The organism is Leptospira ilyithenensis (assembly GCF_004771005.1).
Taxonomy (GTDB): domain Bacteria; phylum Spirochaetota; class Leptospiria; order Leptospirales; family Leptospiraceae; genus Leptospira_A; species Leptospira_A ilyithenensis.
Genome location: NZ_RQHV01000061.1, coordinates 169,198 through 187,520 on the forward strand (window position 1 = coordinate 169,198; position 18,323 = coordinate 187,520).

General features: G+C 40.6%; 15 protein-coding genes and 2 tRNA genes. 13 read left to right on the plus strand and 4 right to left on the minus strand.

Annotation, left to right across the window (positions count from 1 at the left end):
- Window positions 1-7: 7 nt before the first annotated feature.
- Window positions 8-1,510: an LA_3751/LA_3752 family putative glycosyltransferase gene (locus tag EHS11_RS14025; protein WP_135765036.1), complete on the plus strand. Its 1,503-nt coding sequence runs from the start codon at window positions 8-10 to the stop codon at window positions 1,508-1,510.
- Between the two features lie 43 nt (window positions 1,511-1,553).
- Here EHS11_RS14025 and EHS11_RS14030 read toward each other — a convergent pair whose 3' ends face one another.
- A complete protein-coding gene (locus EHS11_RS14030) occupies window positions 1,554-3,098 on the minus strand; it encodes a phosphatase domain-containing protein (RefSeq protein ID WP_135765037.1) in 1,545 nt (514 codons plus the stop codon).
- A 61-nt stretch (window positions 3,099-3,159) separates the two neighbouring features.
- On the opposite strand from EHS11_RS14030, the gene EHS11_RS14035 reads away from it, so the two are divergent.
- From EHS11_RS14035 to rfaD, 8 genes are read left to right on the plus strand one after another with little or no spacing between them, the layout of a single operon-like run.
- Window positions 3,160-4,932 (plus strand): UbiD family decarboxylase, encoded by a 1,773-nt coding sequence (locus tag EHS11_RS14035; RefSeq protein ID WP_135765038.1) that lies wholly within the window; start codon window positions 3,160-3,162, stop codon window positions 4,930-4,932.
- Between the two features lie 22 nt (window positions 4,933-4,954).
- Window positions 4,955-6,202, plus strand: a complete 1,248-nt coding sequence (locus EHS11_RS14040) for a CheR family methyltransferase (RefSeq protein ID WP_135765039.1) — start codon at window positions 4,955-4,957, stop codon at window positions 6,200-6,202.
- A 5-nt stretch (window positions 6,203-6,207) separates the two neighbouring features.
- Window positions 6,208-7,251, plus strand: coding sequence for a chemotaxis protein CheW (locus EHS11_RS14045; RefSeq protein ID WP_135765040.1), 1,044 nt, complete (start codon window positions 6,208-6,210; stop codon window positions 7,249-7,251).
- Window positions 7,252-7,264: 13 nt separating this feature from the next.
- On the plus strand, window positions 7,265-9,250 hold the full coding sequence (locus tag EHS11_RS14050; RefSeq protein ID WP_167884457.1) for a methyl-accepting chemotaxis protein: 1,986 nt from the start codon (window positions 7,265-7,267) through the stop codon (window positions 9,248-9,250).
- Entirely contained in the window at window positions 9,247-11,562 is a 2,316-nt protein-coding gene (locus EHS11_RS14055; RefSeq protein WP_135765042.1) for a hybrid sensor histidine kinase/response regulator, read from the plus strand. Before EHS11_RS14050 ends, EHS11_RS14055 begins: the two co-directional genes overlap by 4 nt.
- 4 nt (window positions 11,563-11,566) lie before the next feature.
- Window positions 11,567-12,598, plus strand: a complete 1,032-nt coding sequence (cheB, locus tag EHS11_RS14060; protein ID WP_135765043.1) for a chemotaxis-specific protein-glutamate methyltransferase CheB — start codon at window positions 11,567-11,569, stop codon at window positions 12,596-12,598.
- The gene (locus EHS11_RS14065; protein ID WP_135765044.1) at window positions 12,591-13,871 is read left to right on the plus strand and encodes an adenylate/guanylate cyclase domain-containing protein; all 1,281 of its coding nucleotides are present in this window, start codon (window positions 12,591-12,593) and stop codon (window positions 13,869-13,871) included. Before cheB ends, EHS11_RS14065 begins: the two co-directional genes overlap by 8 nt.
- A gap of 12 nt (window positions 13,872-13,883) precedes the next feature.
- Window positions 13,884-14,858: an ADP-glyceromanno-heptose 6-epimerase gene (rfaD, locus tag EHS11_RS14070; RefSeq protein WP_135765045.1), complete on the plus strand. Its 975-nt coding sequence runs from the start codon at window positions 13,884-13,886 to the stop codon at window positions 14,856-14,858.
- 5 nt (window positions 14,859-14,863) lie between these two features.
- Here the strand turns inward: rfaD and EHS11_RS14075 are convergent, their stop codons facing one another.
- From EHS11_RS14075 to EHS11_RS14085, 3 genes are all read right to left on the minus strand, one after another.
- Complete coding sequence (locus EHS11_RS14075; protein ID WP_109019439.1) at window positions 14,864-15,163, minus strand: ArsR/SmtB family transcription factor; 300 nt, start codon at window positions 15,161-15,163, stop codon at window positions 14,864-14,866.
- A gap of 165 nt (window positions 15,164-15,328) precedes the next feature.
- Complete coding sequence (locus EHS11_RS14080; protein ID WP_135765046.1) at window positions 15,329-16,096, minus strand: SDR family NAD(P)-dependent oxidoreductase; 768 nt, start codon at window positions 16,094-16,096, stop codon at window positions 15,329-15,331.
- Window positions 16,097-16,423: 327 nt separating this feature from the next.
- Window positions 16,424-17,119: a histidine kinase gene (locus EHS11_RS14085; protein WP_135765047.1), complete on the minus strand. Its 696-nt coding sequence runs from the start codon at window positions 17,117-17,119 to the stop codon at window positions 16,424-16,426.
- Window positions 17,120-17,335: 216 nt separating this feature from the next.
- Here EHS11_RS14085 and EHS11_RS14090 point away from each other — a divergent pair.
- The 4 genes from EHS11_RS14090 (at window position 17,336) to nusG (ending at window position 18,295) form a co-directional block, all read left to right on the plus strand.
- A tRNA-Thr gene (locus EHS11_RS14090) sits at window positions 17,336-17,407 on the plus strand.
- 6 nt (window positions 17,408-17,413) lie between these two features.
- A tRNA-Trp gene (locus EHS11_RS14095) sits at window positions 17,414-17,487 on the plus strand.
- Window positions 17,488-17,531: 44 nt separating this feature from the next.
- Window positions 17,532-17,720, plus strand: a complete 189-nt coding sequence (gene secE, locus EHS11_RS14100) for a preprotein translocase subunit SecE (protein WP_109019441.1) — start codon at window positions 17,532-17,534, stop codon at window positions 17,718-17,720.
- 20 nt (window positions 17,721-17,740) lie between these two features.
- The gene (gene nusG / locus EHS11_RS14105; protein WP_109019442.1) at window positions 17,741-18,295 is read left to right on the plus strand and encodes a transcription termination/antitermination protein NusG; all 555 of its coding nucleotides are present in this window, start codon (window positions 17,741-17,743) and stop codon (window positions 18,293-18,295) included.
- Window positions 18,296-18,323: the final 28 nt, after the last annotated feature.

The following is an 18,323-nucleotide window of genomic DNA, read 5'->3' on the forward strand; positions in this document are numbered from 1 at the left end:
TCTATTCATGAAAATATATTTAATTTTTTTATTCAGTAGTTTGTGTTTATTTTTTGGAATCAAAACAGATTTTGAAATAGTATACGGAGATTCCGGATTTATGTGGGTTCAGATTATGGATTTAATCCATTCCGGATATTCCTGTTTTTCTTTTTCTTATCCTGGAAAAGAGATTGATCCCAAAGGAGAATTTATATCTATTCCATTTCCATTTTTAGGAATTCATAATTCCAGTTATTATATAGTTTTTCCGCCTTATTTTCCTTTGGTGGCATCCTTTGGCAAAAGTTTATTTGGTTCTAATTTAGTAATTTATCTGATTCAGATTTTGTTTTTTTCCGGCTCCTTATATTTTTTGTATCTTTTATTTTCTGAATTTTCAAAACGAAACGGCCTTGTTATATCTTTTGTATATCTTTATCTTTTTGGGACATCGGTTTTTGTTTATAACTTAGTTATTCATGAATATTCATTGGGTTTATTTTTTTTATACGGAGGGATTTATTTTTATCAAAAGTTTCTAAAAGAAAACCAACATCTGAATCTTATATATTCATCTCTTTTTTTCGGACTTTCACTATATTTACGTCTGGAATTTATTATCATTATTTTTGTCCTTACTGGTTTGAGTTTTTTACTTCAAAAGGAAATTCGAAAACAAATTTTATGCTATTGGGTGCCGGGATTTTTAATTATACTCAGTTCTTTACTTGCATTTAATATATACATTCATGGTCATCCCCTTGGTATGAGATATGTATTAAATATGGATGATCCTGCTATGGGCGAAGTAGTTCGCCACGAATTGATTTTTGATTTGTTGTTCAGTAAAAAAATGGGATTCCTTTATCAATCCTCTTATTTGGCACTTACGATTTTATTTTCGATCATAGTTATATCTTATAAGGGTCTATGGAAAGAATGGAAGTCTTATACTTTTTTATACTTATCTGTATCAATTCTATCCATGAGTTTTATTTTGATGACAGCTCCCAATGATGGAGGGCATCTTTCGGCAAGGTATCTATTTGGTGTTTATCCATTTCTTTTTGTATTAGGATTGGTTCTTTTCGAATCACTTTTGAATTCGAAAAGAACAGCAACATACTGGGCTTTCGTTTTTGTTATCAGTGTTTCTGTATTATTTTCTTTTCGACAATGGATTCATTCCGTACAGTTCATACGCAAAGCAGACAAAAATGTTGGGTTTATGGTTGATTTTTTTCGATCTACAAAGAAACAATATTTGGTTTTTACCGACAGTCATTTTCCCAAAAATCTGCAATCTTTGATGTATGAAAAAACAATCTTGATAGTTCCCAAGAACCAATTGATTACTGAGTTTTTACCAAATGAAAATTTAAAAATAGATCCAAGCCAAGTTTTAATTGTTCGTCTTACTTCAACCGACTTGCCTATAGATGAAAAGGGTTGTATCTTAGGCTACCGTTATTGCAAGATACCAACACCGATTCCTTTTATCGAAGCCTATACTTATATGCTGCCTTAAAATGTTTTTTGTTTCGGTGTCCGTTCGATTTTTGCGAGTTTCATTAACCTTTGAATGCCTTTTCGAGCAAATCTATCACTATCTTTCTGTCCCCGTCGGCAAACTCAGGTACTGTTAGTTTTTCCAACTGACCCAGTATCTGGGCCTCATCAATCACCTTTCCATCCACCCATTTTCCTATCATTTCACTCACAACAGGAAAAACTTGTGCGAACTCCAAATGTCCCTTTGCATGCAAAATGACACTCATGCCCAGAGCACTTTCCGTTCCGAAAAATGCGTCTTCCTTTACGAACACTTGTTCCCAAATATTTTCCGGAAGGGCTTCCTTCACAAGTTTTACCATCTCTTTGTGTTTCGGACCTTTTTCCGTTTGATTGATAAGTGATAGTGTAACTGGATTTAGACGGCCATGGATGCGTACATTTTCTTCGCCTAATTTGCGAATCCTTCTTGCAGCATCTCTCGTGATCGCATCTCTTCCCAGAAAATTCAAATCATAAAGATAATCTTCCAAAGCATCACCTTCGATTTTGCCGAGACAAATCAATTGGTAGAGAGTGAAGATCATATAATCCGATTCCGTATTGTCTCCCATCAGAATCTCTTTGGAGTTAGTCGGTTGGAAAACCCTATCATAAAGCAGAATGGAAAGTTTATAAGCCATCTGATCAAAGAGACTTTGGTAGGACGCACCTAGGAATTTTTTAGTCCTGGACCAAGCGGGTTTGAACCCGTTCTGCAAAAAATCAATCGGGTTGAAGATGGTATCGACTACTTTGTCAAATACTCCTTTGATCGTTCCTTCCAAATACTTTAAGTGCAAGGATTCGATTTCGATTTTATGAGTGGCAATGGTCGCAAGCATAGTCCTGCGAAAAAAATGAGGACTTGCAGAGATAAAGGCAAGCGGAGCATTGTTCAGTCCTTTTCGCAGTTGATGGTAAAGCTCGGGCATTCCCGGGAGAGCCCGCTTTTGCTCGGGAGTTTCAAACAGTGTGGAGAACTTTCCTTTTCCGGAATGAATGTCTGTAGCAAGATAAGTTTGATCTATGTCGGAAGTAACAATATAGCCGGAATATTCTTCCGCGAGGATTCTTAATTTTCCTTTTCCTACGATCGTGGTTTTGCCCAGGATCGAGTCTTCCGTGGAATTGAGATGTGCCAGGTCTTTGGAATACTGACGGAAGCTGTCCAAACCTTCCAGGATAACGTGGAACGTATGTTTGCCGACAGGAAGGCGGTCTCTGATTTCACAGGAAAAAAATCCGTCCTCGTCCGCTTTTACTTTTCCCGAGCCGAATATCTTAGTCCCGGACTCATTGTACACTTCGATCCGAAGGACCGGTTTACGAACCGGTGCCAGGGAAAAATCCAAAAAAGGAGTGATTCGTTTTTCATCTCCTGAAAAAAGACCGGTCACCAAATCCCAGAGTCCTTCCGCACGCATCAAATCAGTGATTCCTATGTCCACCACCTGCCCTCGGATAAAGGACCTGCGCTCCCGGCCAAGGGAACCGCCACAAACAGCGATTCGTTTGATATCTGTGATGGACGGACTTTGCGAAGATGGATTTGATTCAGGCATATGATGAAAAACTTGTCCGCTCAGTCTAATGGAGGAAATTTAGTTTTCCAACCCTTTTTTTATGCCAAACATTCGATCCACACATGATTTTATCCAAGTTCTGAAAAGAGAAGGGGAAGTTTTCGTTTTCCCGAAAGAAGTAGATCCTTATCTTGAGCTCGCAGAAATCCAAAGAAGGGTTGTGGAAAGAAAAGGCCCCGCACTTCTATTTCCGCAAGTGAAGGGAACCAAATTTCCTGTTGCGACCAATCTGTACGGATCGGAAAAAAGAATTCATCTCGCCTTTGGAGAAAAACCGGTGAGAACCATCGAGAGACTCGCTAGGTTTGCTAAGGAAATTTTACCGCCTAAGATGGGTAAACTTTGGAAAGAAAAATCACTCGCACTCCTTCCCTTTATGGTGGGAATGAAAAGAGTGAGCAAGGCTCCCGTTTTGGCAAATAGGCTAGGACCCAAAGGATTACTCGAACTTCCTAATTTCGTATCCTGGCCCGAAGACGGAGGCCCGTTCGTTACACTTCCGTTAGTTTATACAGAGCACCCCGAATCGGGAAACGGAAACCTGGGAATGTACAGGATTCAATTATTCAATGAAACCACCGCAGGGATGCATATACAGATTCATAGAGGAGGGGGTTTTCATTATTATGAAGCGGAAAAAAAGGGAAATTCTTTGCCGGCGCATATCTATGTGGGAGGCCCCCCCGCACTTACCATTGCAGCAGTTGCACCTCTCCCGGAAGAGATCCCCGAACTGGTGTTTGCTTCCTTTCTTATGGGAGAAAAATTAAGAATCACTAGAAACGAAAAAATTTCACCTTACCCTCTCGTGGCAGATGCCGACTTTGCCATCATCGGAAATATTCCTCCTTATAAAAGAAAACCGGAAGGACCTTTCGGAGATCATTACGGTTATTATTCCTTGCAGCACGATTATCCCTATCTGGATGTAACAAACGTTTATCATCGAAAGGATGCGATCTGGGCTGCCACTGTCGTGGGAAGACCACCTCAGGAAGATCATTATATCGCAGAATTTTTGCAGGATTTGTTATCCCCCATGTTTCCTCTGGTCATGCCACAGGTGTTAGGTGTTTGGGCCTATGAAGAATCGGGTGTTCATTCTCTTGCCGCCGCGATCGTCAAAGAACGTTATTTCCGGGAAGCGTTTATGGGAGCACTTAGGATTTTGGGAGAAGGACAACTCTCGCTTACGAAATGTTTACTTGTTACAAACGAAAGAGTGGAGTTGAAAAACTTTTCGGAAACATTCAAAACGATCGTGGAAAGATGCGATCCTGAAACGGACATTCACGTTTTCAATCATATCAGCCAGGATACTTTGGATTACACCAGCGGTAAGGTAAACAAAGGCAGCAAGATGTTGCTTATGGGACTCGGAGAACCCAAGTTCAAAGATCTTCCTACTTCGTTTAACGGAAGTTTTAAAGACAAAAGATTTACAAACCCCCGGGTATTTATGCCGGGAGTGCTTGTGGTTCAAGGAAGTTCTTTTTTGAAAGACGATAGATTGGCACTTTCGCTTCTGGAAGAAAACTTGGGAGGATTCCGGTTTGTATTTCTGGTAGATGACTCGGACGACGCCGTGAAAACGGATCATGATTTTATTTGGACTATGTTTACAAGAATGGAACCTGCATCTGACTTTTACTCCAAACAAATCGTAGAAAACAATCATATTCGCTTTTTGGTTCCTCTTGTATTCGATTGCAGGATGAAGCCCTGGATTCCGGGAGTGCTCGTTCCCGATCCGCAAACTGTAAAAAATGTGGATGAAAAATTCGGAAGTATTATAGATTCTATATTCCGATAGATTTTATTAAGACTTTGCTGATATGATTGAATCCTACCACCAGGCACTGAGCGAATCACTTTTGCAAAAAACCGGAATTCGGATCGACGCAAAAGAAAAATGGGATCTCATTCGAAATCATTTTCAGGAATTCCAATTGATTCCCCTTTTGGAAGATCCGAATCATCCGCTTTGGGACAAGTTATTCAACGTATTAAATATTTCGGAAACCTATTTTAACCGGGATCCCATCCAGCTGGGATCGATCTTCCGTCAGATTTTGCCCGAATATATCCAAAAAACCAACAAACGGATATTATCCGTTTGGAGCGCCGGTTCTTCTACGGGAGAAGAAGCATACACTCTTGCCTTGTTTTTGCAAGTGATGAAGGAAGAGGGAGAGATTGAAGATTATCATGTGACAGGCACCGACTTACAAAAAAAATCGGTGGATATCGCGGTTAAGGGAGAATATTATCCTTATTCCGTCAGAAACGAACTCCCGAAAGGTTTTTCCGATTTTTTGATCATTTCCGGCAACTCGGTTCATATTCACTCTGACATCCAATCTAAAGTTGAGTTTCGGGAAGGAAACTTGCTCGACCCGATGCCTGCCACTTTCGATTTGATCGTATGTAGAAATGTATTTATTTATTTGGACGAGATTTCCAAACAAACGATACTCACTCATTTTTCCAATTCCATCCTTCCTTGGGGAAATATCATTCTCGGACATGCAGAGTATTCCAATATTCCACCTAATGATCTAAAGGTGATTTCGATTGCATCTGAAACTTCCTATTTTCAAAAAATAGGAAAAGAGGAAAATCCTCCGAAGGAATCCTCCGTTCGTCCTGAAGAAACAAATCATTCGAAACATTCCATTGTTTCGGAAAAAGGAACCGCACTTCGTGAAAGCAGCTCTTCCGGGAATCTGAGTGGTTCGTCTTTTTCCGGTGTGCCGGTCATTTCCCGTGATTCCAAAGAAAACGCTAGGGTTGCGGCGGGAAATGGGAATTCCCTCTTTTTAGCGTTCCGGGAGAAGGAGAAGGGAAATTGGGAAGAGGCCCATTTTTTTTGGAAACAGGCCTTGTACGAAGATCCTTACGCTATTTCAGCCTATTATGAGCTGGCGAACTACTTTTGGGAAAAAGGAGACCGCAAAACTGCGAGGTCTTATCAGGCACAAGCGCAGACTGTTCTCAAGAATGACCCTCTGCGGGTCGATTTTATAAAGAAGAGTGGGAATTGGGTCTCGGAATGGGATGAATTTTTGAATCACTCTCTTTAAAAATTATGACTGAAATCTCAGACTGGCTTTTATTCGAAATGCGAGACAGACAATTTGCGGTGGGAGCCCAAGTTGTAAGAGAGATTTTATGGTTACTTCCTTTGACTCCTACCACAATGGGAGGAGCGGGATTTTTTGCCACGTTCCCTTTGCGGGGAGAGATAGTTCCCGTCCTTGATCCGTTTTTTTATTGGGGAACAAAACCTTCACCTTACGAGACTTCGTATCAGTTATTGTTATTAAATTCAGGTACAGCCATTCCCATTATGAAAGTATCCGAAGTGATCTCTTGGGAAAATCCTAAAAGAAAATCCGATCCGGATTCCAGCGGAGTTTGGGAAGAAAGGGTTTGGAAAAACAAAGTGGTGACCTTGCTCGATGTGGATCATTTTTATCCCGGCGGTAAAAAGGATTTTGATCTGACGGAAGATGAAGTGCAAGGATCGGATTCGGAACCGGAAAAATCCTGGGACGAATTTTTTATAAAAGGCGAAGAAAGAGCCAAACTTGCCTGGTATGAAGAGTCTTACGGAAAGATTCATGAAGATGAAATCAGCGAATTGGAATTTCGAGCCATCTCCTATGCCGACTCCCTGACCCCGATTGATCACGGTGGTTTGGAACCGATCTCCATTGTAAAAGTGGCGGACGAAAGTTACGGAATCTCTTTGGACTGTGTCCTGGAATTTTCCGACCCAAGTCATTTAACACCTGTTCCGGGAATGTCTCCCATATTGAAAGGTTGTATGAATCTGCGAGGCGAAGTTTTACCCGTTCTCGGTTTGGATGAAATTTTGGGAAACCAAATCAAAAAACCGTTCGGGTTTGGGAAAGTAGTGATTATTAAATCGGAAACCAGCCAATTCGGACTACTTGTGGATGAGTTGGTGGATGTTGTTTATAAGAAAGAAGATGAAAAGAGGACTCCTCCTCTCGGAACGAAAGATTATGGCGGGGTATTGGAATCTTCCTACCAACATGGTAACGGATTTATCAATCTGTTGAGTATTCCCACCATATTAAAAAAAATAAAACAAGAATTAAGTTAGGGCAGGGATGAGTATGGATGGTAATTTACTAATGAAAAGAATGCAAGGCTTAAGCCTAAAGATACGGTTACTTATTTTTTCCATAGGTTCCGTAGTTCTCGTTTCTGTTAGTTTGTCTTTCATGTATCTTTATATTGCAAAAAACGCAATCGTAGAAAACTTTGAACTCCAAATGAACAGCATCCGAGAGGCCAAAAAACTTCAGATTGAGACTTATTTTAAAAACAAAAGATCCGATCTGACTGCATTTGACGGTTCTTTGGACATCATCATTGCTTATAATGAATTTAAAGCTGCATACCAGACTCTTCGCGCACAATCATCTCGTGCGGGTGCCGAGGCCTACTTGCAGGAAAAATATATTTTTCAAAATCCGAATCCGATCGGAAAAAAAGATCAACTGGAAGATGCTTTGGACGGATCGGAATACAGCAAAGTTCATAAAAAGTTTCAGCCTTTTTTCAGAAGTTATATCAAACAAAAATACTTTTACGACCTGTTCATTGTGGATAATGACGGAACTTTATTATATACTGTTTTTAAAGAAAACGATTACGCCACAAATCTGTTAGATGGGAAATACAAAGATACGAATATCGGAACATTATTTCGCAAAGCGCGCACATCCCATGATCCGGGTGAAGTATTATACGTGGATTTTGAAAACTATGCTCCTTCCAACGGAGATCCCGCTTCTTTTATTGCTATGCCGATCGTTATTAACGGTAGAACGGAAGCCGTTCTTATGGCGCAAATGCCGATCGACGAAATCAATGAATCCATGAAAGACAGTTTCCTCGGCCAGAATGGTGCAGTTTATCTGGTAGGAAAAGATAAATTGTTCAGAACTTACGATTACAGATATCCGAATGAGGAATTTATCTTAAGAAAAAGAAATGATTCTCCAGTGATTGATTTGGCATTTAGCGACCAAATCGGTGTTAAACAAGAATTAAATTATCGTGGCGAAGAAGTTTTCACTTCCTATATGCCGATTGAAATTATGGGAACAAAGTATGCATTGATTTCCGAATATGAAGCGGACGCGGCCCTGGTATTATTGAGAGAGATCAAAGTGAAAATACTTTCCGCCTTTCTCATTCTGATCGGAGTCATCGTAGTGATTACATTTTTTGTATCGCGTGCTATTTCCAATCCGATCGTTCAGGCAGTGACGATTCTGTCTTCTTCCACACGCGAAATCGCAGCAACCATCGAACAACAGGAGAAAACGGCACAGATGCAATCCGCATCCGTCAACCAAACCAGTACTACGATGGCAGAACTCGGTTCCAGTGCCAAACACACCGCAGAACAGTCACAGACGGTTTCCGAAAAATCAAGAGATGCACAGGAATCCGCGAAAGACGGAACTCATAAGATTACGGAAATGGTTCATTCGATGGAAGACCTGAAAGACAAGGTTCTTGTCATCAGTGATCAGATCCTTCAATTGTCCGAAAAAAACAACCAAATTGGAAATATCATAGGACTTGTCTCCGATATCGCCAACCAAACCAATATGCTTGCTTTGAATGCTGCTGTGGAAGCTGCGAGGGCGGGGGAATATGGAAAAGGTTTTGCCGTGGTAGCGGGAGAGATCCGCAAACTCGCGGACGAATCGAAGAGATCTGCGGAAAAAATCCAAGACATACTTTCTGAAATCAAAAAAGCAACAGACTCGACTGTAATGGCAGCAGAGGAAGGAAATAAAAAAGTGGATCGCTCTGCAACGCTCGGCCAGGAAGTAGTGCGCGCGTTCGACGGAGTGTATCAATCTATCAACGGCGTATTTACGAGCACCGAACAAATCACTTTGAATGTGAAACAACAATCCATTGCTATTAACGAAGTTGTACAAGCGATGACCAGTTTGAATCGCGGTTCGCAGGAAACTTCGACAGGAATCACCCAAACAAAACAGGGAATCCAGCAAATGAAGGAAGCGACTTTAAGTTTGAAACATACGGTTGATGGTAACAAAACAACGGTTATATGATGATCGAAGATGCAGAGTTCCGCGAACTCTTTCAGATTGATAGTGATGAACATATTCAGAAAATAGAATCTGGTGTTTTAGAACTCGAATCTGATCCCAAAAACGCAGATGTATTAAAGACCATTTTCAGAGAAGCCCATAGCATGAAAGGTGCTGCAGGACTTCTCGGTCTGAAGGAAATCGAGGGTATCACTCACGTATTGGAAGATCAGCTTGGTAAACTCACCAAAGGTCTCACGGAGTACCGGGCAAGTGATGCGGATCGGATTTATTATACATTGGATATGCTGAAGCTTCTTGTTGAAGAAGCTGTGACCGGCAAGAAAGCGAATGTTGATTTGGCGAAGACCATCGCCGTTTTGAATGGTACGGAACAACTTGCTACTTCATCAGTACAATCTCAAGTTCGTTCTGCGGATAATACGGCTTCCCATAAGGAAATCGCTTCCCCATTGAAAAATGAACCTTCATCGGAAAAACATTCGGATGCGAAGGAGGCCGAAAAAAAAGAAACCAAACCTTCCGTTAAAAAAATAGAACCTTCCAAATTCAAAATTGATACGATGCGGGTGGATCCCGTCAAACTGGATTCTTTGCTCAGTTATGCGGGAGAACTTACCGTTAGCAAGAACCGAATCCAAAAAAGAGCCACAGAGATTTTCGATCTGCTTTTTCTTGCGGAAGATCAGACGAAACAATGGAATGATAAAAAGAAATTATTTTCGGAATGGGAAAGATATGCAAAACAGTTTCAACTCCCTCCCAGTTTTTTAGAATCCATCCGTTCTCTTCATGCGGACGAAAAAAGAAAATGGGACGGATTTGCTCAAAAACTCTCCTCCTTAAAAGTAAAATCCATCCAAGACTCCGCCAAGCTGGATTTGATCGCACAAAAAATGGAAGAGGGGATACAAAATGTACGGCTTCTTCCTCTGTCTTCCGTGTTTGATATTTTTCCAAGAACCGTTCGGGATATGAGTCGTGAATTGGGGAAGGAAGTTTACCTAACGCTGGAAGGCGGAAATGTCACTGCGGACAAATTGGTGATCGAAGAATTGAAAGATCCTTTGATGCATCTACTTAGAAATTCCTTGGATCATGGAATTGAAACGAGAGAAGAAAGAGAAAAGGAAAACAAACCGAACCCTGCTCGTATCCGAGTGGGAGGAAAACAAGTCAACAATGCAATCTGGATCGAGATAGAAGATGACGGTCATGGTTTGGATGTAAATAAAATCAAAGCCCGTGCCATACAAAAGGAAATTTATACGGAAGAAGAAGTGAATTCTTTTTCCGAGACGGAAATACAGGAAATCATCTTTCACCCCGGTTTTTCCACAAGAGAGCAAGTAACAAATGTTTCCGGGCGTGGAGTGGGGATGGATGTGGTTAAGTCCTTTGTGGAAAAATTCAAAGGATCCATCACGATTGATTCCACATTTCATTTGGGAACCAAGTTTACATTAAAACTTCCGATCAATTTCAGTACAAATCATGTTTTGATCATCCATCTGAACGGATGGAAATACGGAATTCCAACCGAACACATTGATCAAAGTTTATTCATCAGACCGGAACAAATTCTATCCGTAGAAGGCAAACCCGCGATATCATTGGGAGACGAACCGATCAGATTGGTTTATCTGAATGATTATCTTCCACTCAGATATCCGAAAGAAACAAATTCCAAATCAAACAAAAATTTATCCTGTATGGTTCTTCGTTATAATGGGGAAAAGCTTGCGATTATCATCGATTCCATTTTGGATAAGCAGGAAATTCTTTTGAAACCGTTCACAGGGATCCTGGAAAACGTTCCCAAACTTGCGGGAACCACCATACTTGAGTCAGGTGAGATATGCTATATGATTCAGGTTCCCGAACTCTTGAACGATGTAAAAGGAAAATCTGCGGATCATTCCCGGGTCTTCGATGAAACGCAATCAAAAACGGCAAAAACCATTTTGATTGCGGAAGACAGTTTGATCACAAGGGCGCAGATACAAAGGATATTGGAAGAAAACGGATATCAGGTTGTTACTGCGGTTGACGGGCAAGATGCATTCGAAAAATTTCTGAAATCGGATTTTTCTCTGGTCATTACCGATGTGGAGATGCCCAAAAAAGACGGAATCACTCTTGTCAGAAATATAAGAGAAACAAAAGATACTCCAATCATCGTTTTAACTAGTCTTGGTTCCGAGGAACAAATTCAAAATGGAAAAAACGCCGGTGCAAATAGCTATTTAATTAAATCCCAATTTGATCAAAACGTGCTCTTACATACAGTAGAAAGACTACTCGCAGAATAAGCAAATGACTGAAACCATCAAAGTATTAATAGTCGAAGACAACCTGCTCATCCAAGCGGCTTATAAAAAAGCACTTTCATCAGTAGGCGGAATTGAAGTCGTAGCAACTGCTTCCAACGGAAAGGAAGGTGTTCAATTCGTTCACTCTGCCAATCCGGATGTAATTATATGTGATTTGAATATGCCTGTGATGGACGGATTCGAATTTACAAAGATCGTTATGGAGGAAAATCCAAAACCTATCTTAATTATATCCGACCTGGTACAAAAAGAAGATGAAGTGAATATATTCAAAGTATTGCAGTTGGGCGCGGTCGAAGTATTACCCAAACCTAGAGTAGGCGGTGATATATCTTTGCTTGCGGAAGAATTGGGGCGTAGGGTAAAAATATTAAGCGGAGTGATCGTCTTTAAAAAAAGAAAACCGGAAGAAATCATAACCGCTCACAATCCGGAAACATTCAATATCAATCAAAAATTCAAACTGCTTGTCATCGGTGCTTCCACCGGCGGCCCGCAAGCCTATTTGGAAATCCTGAAGGACATACCTGCGGGATTTCCTCTACCTATCGTATGCATTCAACATATAAGTACCGGTTTTTCCGAAAGTCTTGTGGATTGGTTAAAACAGGTTTCAAAACTTAAAGTGGAAATTGTAAAAGAAAAGACAAGTTTGGAAAAAGGAAAGATATACTTTCCTTTGGATGATCATCATTTGGTGATTGATTCCGAAAATTTATATGTCAATCAGGATCCCAGTTTCAAAGGACACAGACCTTCCGTGGATGTTTTATTCAAATCCGCATCCCAATCGTTCCATAATCAAGTGTTAGGTGTTTTGCTGACAGGAATGGGCGATGACGGAGCTCAAGGATTGAAAGAGATAAAAGACCATGGCGGTTATACGATCGCCCAGGATGAATCCAGTTCCGTAGTGTACGGAATGCCAAGAGTTGCTTTGGAAATAGGCGCTACAAAGGAAATCCTTCCTTTGAATCAGATAACACGTAGGTTATTGGAGTTATGCCATGTCTAAAAAGATTCTATTTGCCGAAGACAACTCCATACAAGGCGTAGTATTAAAACGGTTGTTGACAGCGCAGGGTTTTACAATCGCTTGGGGAAAAAACGGAAAAGAAGCGTTACATCTTCTGGAAACATTCAAACCGGATTTGATCATCACCGATGTTGAGATGCCGGAGATGGATGGATTCGAGTTCTGCCAGGTAGTCAAATCCCATCCTGAAGATAAAAAAATCCCTTTGATCATTTGCTCATCGCTTTCCGAACCGGAAGATATCATTCGCGGAATCGAAGTAGGTGCCAACGGGTATGTCACCAAACCTTACGAAGAAACGTTTCTGATGTATAGGATCAATGCTTTATTAAACAATCCGATCGGGGATTCTGAAGAGGAAGCACCGGTTAACATCAATTATGCCGGTAGGGAATATCAGATCACTGCGGATAAGATGCATATTTTGCAGATGCTTCTTTCCATTTATGAAAATACGATCAAACAGAACAAAGAACTTATGGCCGCGCAAATCGAGATCACTCAGAAAGCCCAAGCCTTGGAAAAAAGTTTGGATGAGTCGGAACGTTTATTGAAAAATATTTTACCGGTTAAGATTGCGGATCGTTTGAAACACCACGGTTATGACGAGCCTGAATCATTTTCAAGCGTATCCGTATTATTTACCGATTTTAAAGGTTTTACGGATGTGGCGGAATTTCTTTCTCCGAAGGAACTTGTTGAACAATTGGATTTGTGTTTTGCCCAGTTTGATGCAATCACCGAGATGTACAATTTGGAAAAATTAAAGACAATCGGCGATTCTTATATGGCGGCGGGAGGACTCCCCGAAATCAATTTTACACATCCGGTCGACACGGTTCGCGCAGCTCTCGAGATTAAAGATTTTATGGATACAACGAAATCCATTCGAATCAACCAAGGGTTGCCTTATTGGGAACTTAGAATCGGAATTCATTCGGGCCCCGTTGTTGCCGGTGTAATTGGTAATAAAAAATTTGCCTATGATATGTGGGGTGATACTGTAAACACAGCAAGCCGAATGGAATCTTCCGGTGAAATAGGAAAGGTAAATATTTCCCGCGCCACTTATGAGTTGGTAAAGGATTTTTTTGATTGTGAATACCGTGGCAAAGTGGAGGCAAAAAACAAAGGCACAATCGATATGTTCTTTGTGGAAAGAATCAAACCTGATCTGGCTCGTGATGCGGAAGGAAAAGTTCCCAATCAAAAATTTATGGAAATGTACAACAAAATCAAACCCCAGGAATAAAATTTCTGATATATGAAAAAAAATAAAATATTAGTTACAGGCGGAGCAGGCCTCATCGGCTCCCAAGTCATTCAAGACTTAAACGAACAAGGTTTGTACGACATCATCGTATGCGATCATTTAGGCACTTCCGAAAAATGGAAAAATCTGAGACGAAACCAATATCTGGATTATATTGAAAAAGATACATTGCAAAAGTACATAAACGATCCCAAAGATTTTTTCAAAAATATATCACATATCATTCACTTGGGCGCTTGTTCCGCAACTACGGAAAAGGATTCAAGTTATTTGGTTCACAACAATTATACTTTTACGAAAGATCTGGCGCATATTGCAGTTAAAAATAAAACTTCTTTTGTTTATGCATCCAGTGCGGCAACCTATGGCGACGGCGAGTTTGGTTATGATGAGATCATTTCTCTCGAATTTTTAAAACCTTTGAATATGTACGGTTATTCCAAACATTTATTTGATTTATATGCACAGAGGACCGGACTTATGAGCGAGATCACCGGGATCAAATACTTCAATGTATTCGGTTTCGGAGAAGAACATAAAGGTGATATGCGCAGCCTTGTGTTAAAAGGTTATGAACAAATTAAAAATACGGGCAAGCTGAATCTTTTCAAATCCTATAAGCCCGAATACAAAGACGGAGAACAAAAAAGGGATTTTCTGTATGTAAAGGACGCGAGCAAGATCACTTTATTCCTGTTATGGGAAAGGAAAACAGGGATTTATAATCTGGGAAGAGGGATCGCTGAAACCTGGAACGATCTGGCCGCTTCACTCTTCGGTGCTATGGGAAAACCGATTCAAATCGAATATGTGGAGATGCCCGAAACATTAAAGGCAAAATACCAATACTATACTTGCGCAAACACCAATAAATTGATGAGCACCGGTTACGATCAAGGTTTTACTAGTTTGAAGGATGCTGTCACGGATTACGTGGTCCTTCTCGGAAAAGAAGGACCTGAATGAGTTTTTTATTTTTTGTAAATCTTTACAATGGTGTTGATTAGTTCTTTGAATTTAGGGTCTTTCAAAGAATAATAAACTTGGTTTGAAGACTTTCTTGAATCCAAAATTCCATTGTTTTTCATTTTGCTTAGGTGTTGAGACGCAGCTGATTGGCTTGTCCCTAACAATTCTACAAGTTGACCCACTGACTTTTCTTCCTTTGCGAGTGTGTAAAGGATAAGAAGTCTTATGGGGTGAGCGATACCTTGGATCCCCTTGATAGCAAGATCCAATTGTTGTTTTGTTAATTCTGTTTTTATTTTCATCTTTGGCGAATTCCAATATTCTCTTATGACGAATATACCCGCAAAGGGACTACGCATTTTTTTTTAGTTTGGAAAAAAATTTACTAAATTAAGTATAAATCGTACAAATCCCCAACTAAAATGGTATCTTTGTGAGTAGAATCATAATTTCTAATATAGAATATGTTAAATCCTAACACCGCCGGAAATTTCTAGAACCACGCCTGTTACCAAATCATTTTCGATGATAAATTGAGCAGTTTGTGCAATTTCATCAGGTTCTCCCAGTCTTCCGATCGGGATCACGGATTTCCATTTTTCCAAAGCTTCGGGATTCATATCTTTCAAAACCATTTCCGTTCCGATAAAACCAGGTGCAATCCCTGCCACTCTGATTCCGAATCGGGAAAGTTCTTTCGACCATGTTATAGTCATTGCGGCTACACCGGCTTTTGCGGCGCTATAATTGGTTTGACCTGAATTGCCATGCATTGCGATCGAAGCAATCGGAATGATCACTCCTTTCTTTTGTTCAGCCATATGAGCGGCTGCTTCCCTTGCTGTTAAAAAAACACCTGTTAAGTTGACATCGATTACGGATTGCCATTGGTCGACCCCCATCTTTGCTTTGACTTTGCCTGTTTCTTTATCCACTCGAATGAGTAATCCGTCGCGTAAGATACCTGCATTTAAAATAGCGACGTCCAGTCTTCCAAACTGGGAGACGGACTCCGCAATCAAACGGACGCTATCTTCTTCTCGCGCCACATTGGCAACAATGCCGATCGTTTCGATTCCTTCTTTTTGAAATTCGGAAACAGTTGCATCCAATTTTTCCTTTTGAATGTCGGATAATATAATCTTGGCACCTTGTTTTCCCAAACGATGCGCCATTGCTTTTCCAAGCCCACCGGCAGAACCGGTTACTAAAACACTTAAACCTTTTAATTCCATGCCCTCCAAACTAGAAAGACTATCATGAAAAGTCTAGGAAATTAGACGTTCGGTGTTTCCAAGCAAAGGTTTCTAGCGAAAATCGTTACAACGGGAGTAGGGGGCTTTGGCAAAAAGGCGAACTTATTGGAAGAAAATTCTAAAAAGCAACCGCTTCGATTTACAGCTAAAAGGCGGTGTGGTAAGTAGGACGCATTGGGTGGGGCGGGTGTAGTTCCCCACCCAAAAAGATCAGCTTTGCTGATGATTCTTCGAATACTTCTTTTTACTTCTATTGGCGTAAAAAGAAGGGGCGGGGATACCAGAATCCCATCTAAACACTGCAAGTTAGTTCAGATCGGCGAGCTCACCGCTGCGGATGGAAACATAGTTTTCCGTAAACGGAATCTCCACCCTGGCGATGGTTTTGTCCGGATAGGTGATAATTCTAAATAGATTCGGATCGACCCCTTCGTTTTTCAAAAGAATCATGATGAGAGCAATTCCCAAGCCCGCGCCTTCGGTATTGTCCATATTGTCCATGTAGAACTCTGCAATATCACTGTATCCCATGGACTTTTTCATTTTTTCCCGCATTCTGGTCTCTTCCGCTTTGATGACAGGGGTATTGTTCGTGACTTCCACCATCAGTCCGTCTTTGCAGTAATTGAATTTCAGGTGAATGTAGACACCGCGCGCGAGACAACGTCTTCCATACTGGTCCGCCATCTTTTCCGAGAACTTTTTGGAATAATCTTTGATCCCTTTTTCATAATCTTCGGTATTTGTGATGTCGAGCCCCTCATCCTCAAAGAAAACCCGCTTTTGGTTAGCTTTGATTCCATTGATGGTAAGTTCTTTGGTAATGGTGTAGAGCATCTCTACAAACCGCTCCTGGTCCATTTCTACCAGGATTTTGGTAAGTAGGGCGAGAACGTATTGTTCCAATGGGCGGTTCATCCGTGAGGAACGGACAGAAATTTTGGAATTTGCCTTTACCAATTCCGGGATCTGTGCTTCTAATTCTAAAAAGGGTTTTGCCACTAGGAAATCCTGCTCAAATATCTATGGATGCATTATGATTATCGAACTTGCAATCCTTAAAACTGAGTTTAAGGGAAATTCACTCACCATTTTCTAAAATTTACCAATCTATTGGAAATAAAAGCAATTTCCATTGACCAAACAGGCTCATTTAAAATAGTGTAAAAAACCTAGCCCTGCTTGGGAGCCCTGCGCTTTGGGTGGGAATTAGAAATTGCCCTCTTAGCTCAGTGGTAGAGCACTTCCATGGTAAGGAAGGGGTCACCAGTTCAAGCCTGGTAGAGGGCTTGTAATAGGGCTGTAGTTTAGTGGTAGAACTAGGATCTCCAAAGTCCTTGGTGGGAGTTCGATTCTCTCCAGCCCTGCCAAAGAACGACGGAATTTCAAAGAAAAAGAGAATTTTAGGATCACGATGAAAGCTACAAGTTTCATTCAAGAATGCAAAGCAGAACTAGAAAAAGTTCATTGGCCAACTCGCCAAGAAGTAGTTAGTTCTACAATTGTAGTCCTTGTAACAGTTATTATATTTTCAGTATTTTTATCTACATCAGATTATCTTTTTCTAAAACTTTTGAAATGGTTTTGGTCGGTAGCGGCGTAGGGAACGGGATTCAGTCACCAATGAGCGAGTCTGCGGAAAAAAAATGGTATGTCCTTCAGACCTATTCGGGTCATGAAAATAAGGTCAAAACCAATATTGAAAAAATGGTTCAACAACAAAAGTTGGAGGATCAGATTTTCTCAGTAAAGATTCCTTCGATGGACGTTGCTGAGATGAAGAACGGTAAAAAGAAAGTAACCAAGAAAAAACTTATGCCTGGTTACGTGTTAGTTGAAATGAACATGACTGACGATTTGAGATTCAAAATTCAAAATCTTCCGTCGGTTTCAACGTTTGTTGGTGGAAAAGGAAAAGGCCCTGAACCTTTGTCTTTGGATGAGATCAAAAATCTATTCAGCGACGTAGGTGATGTGGAATCGGAAGAAGTCTCCCGCCCTCGTTTCCTTTTCAAAGTTGGTGAAACTTTAAAAATCATCGATGGTCCGTTTGCCAATTTCAGTGGGCTTGTGGATGAAATTTTTCCTGACAAGGGAAGATTACGTGTAAGAGTAGAGATCTTCGGGCGTTCAACCCCTGTCGAACTAGATTACTTACAAGTAAAATCAGAACCGTAATAGATAGTTGTTAATTAAGGATTTTTAG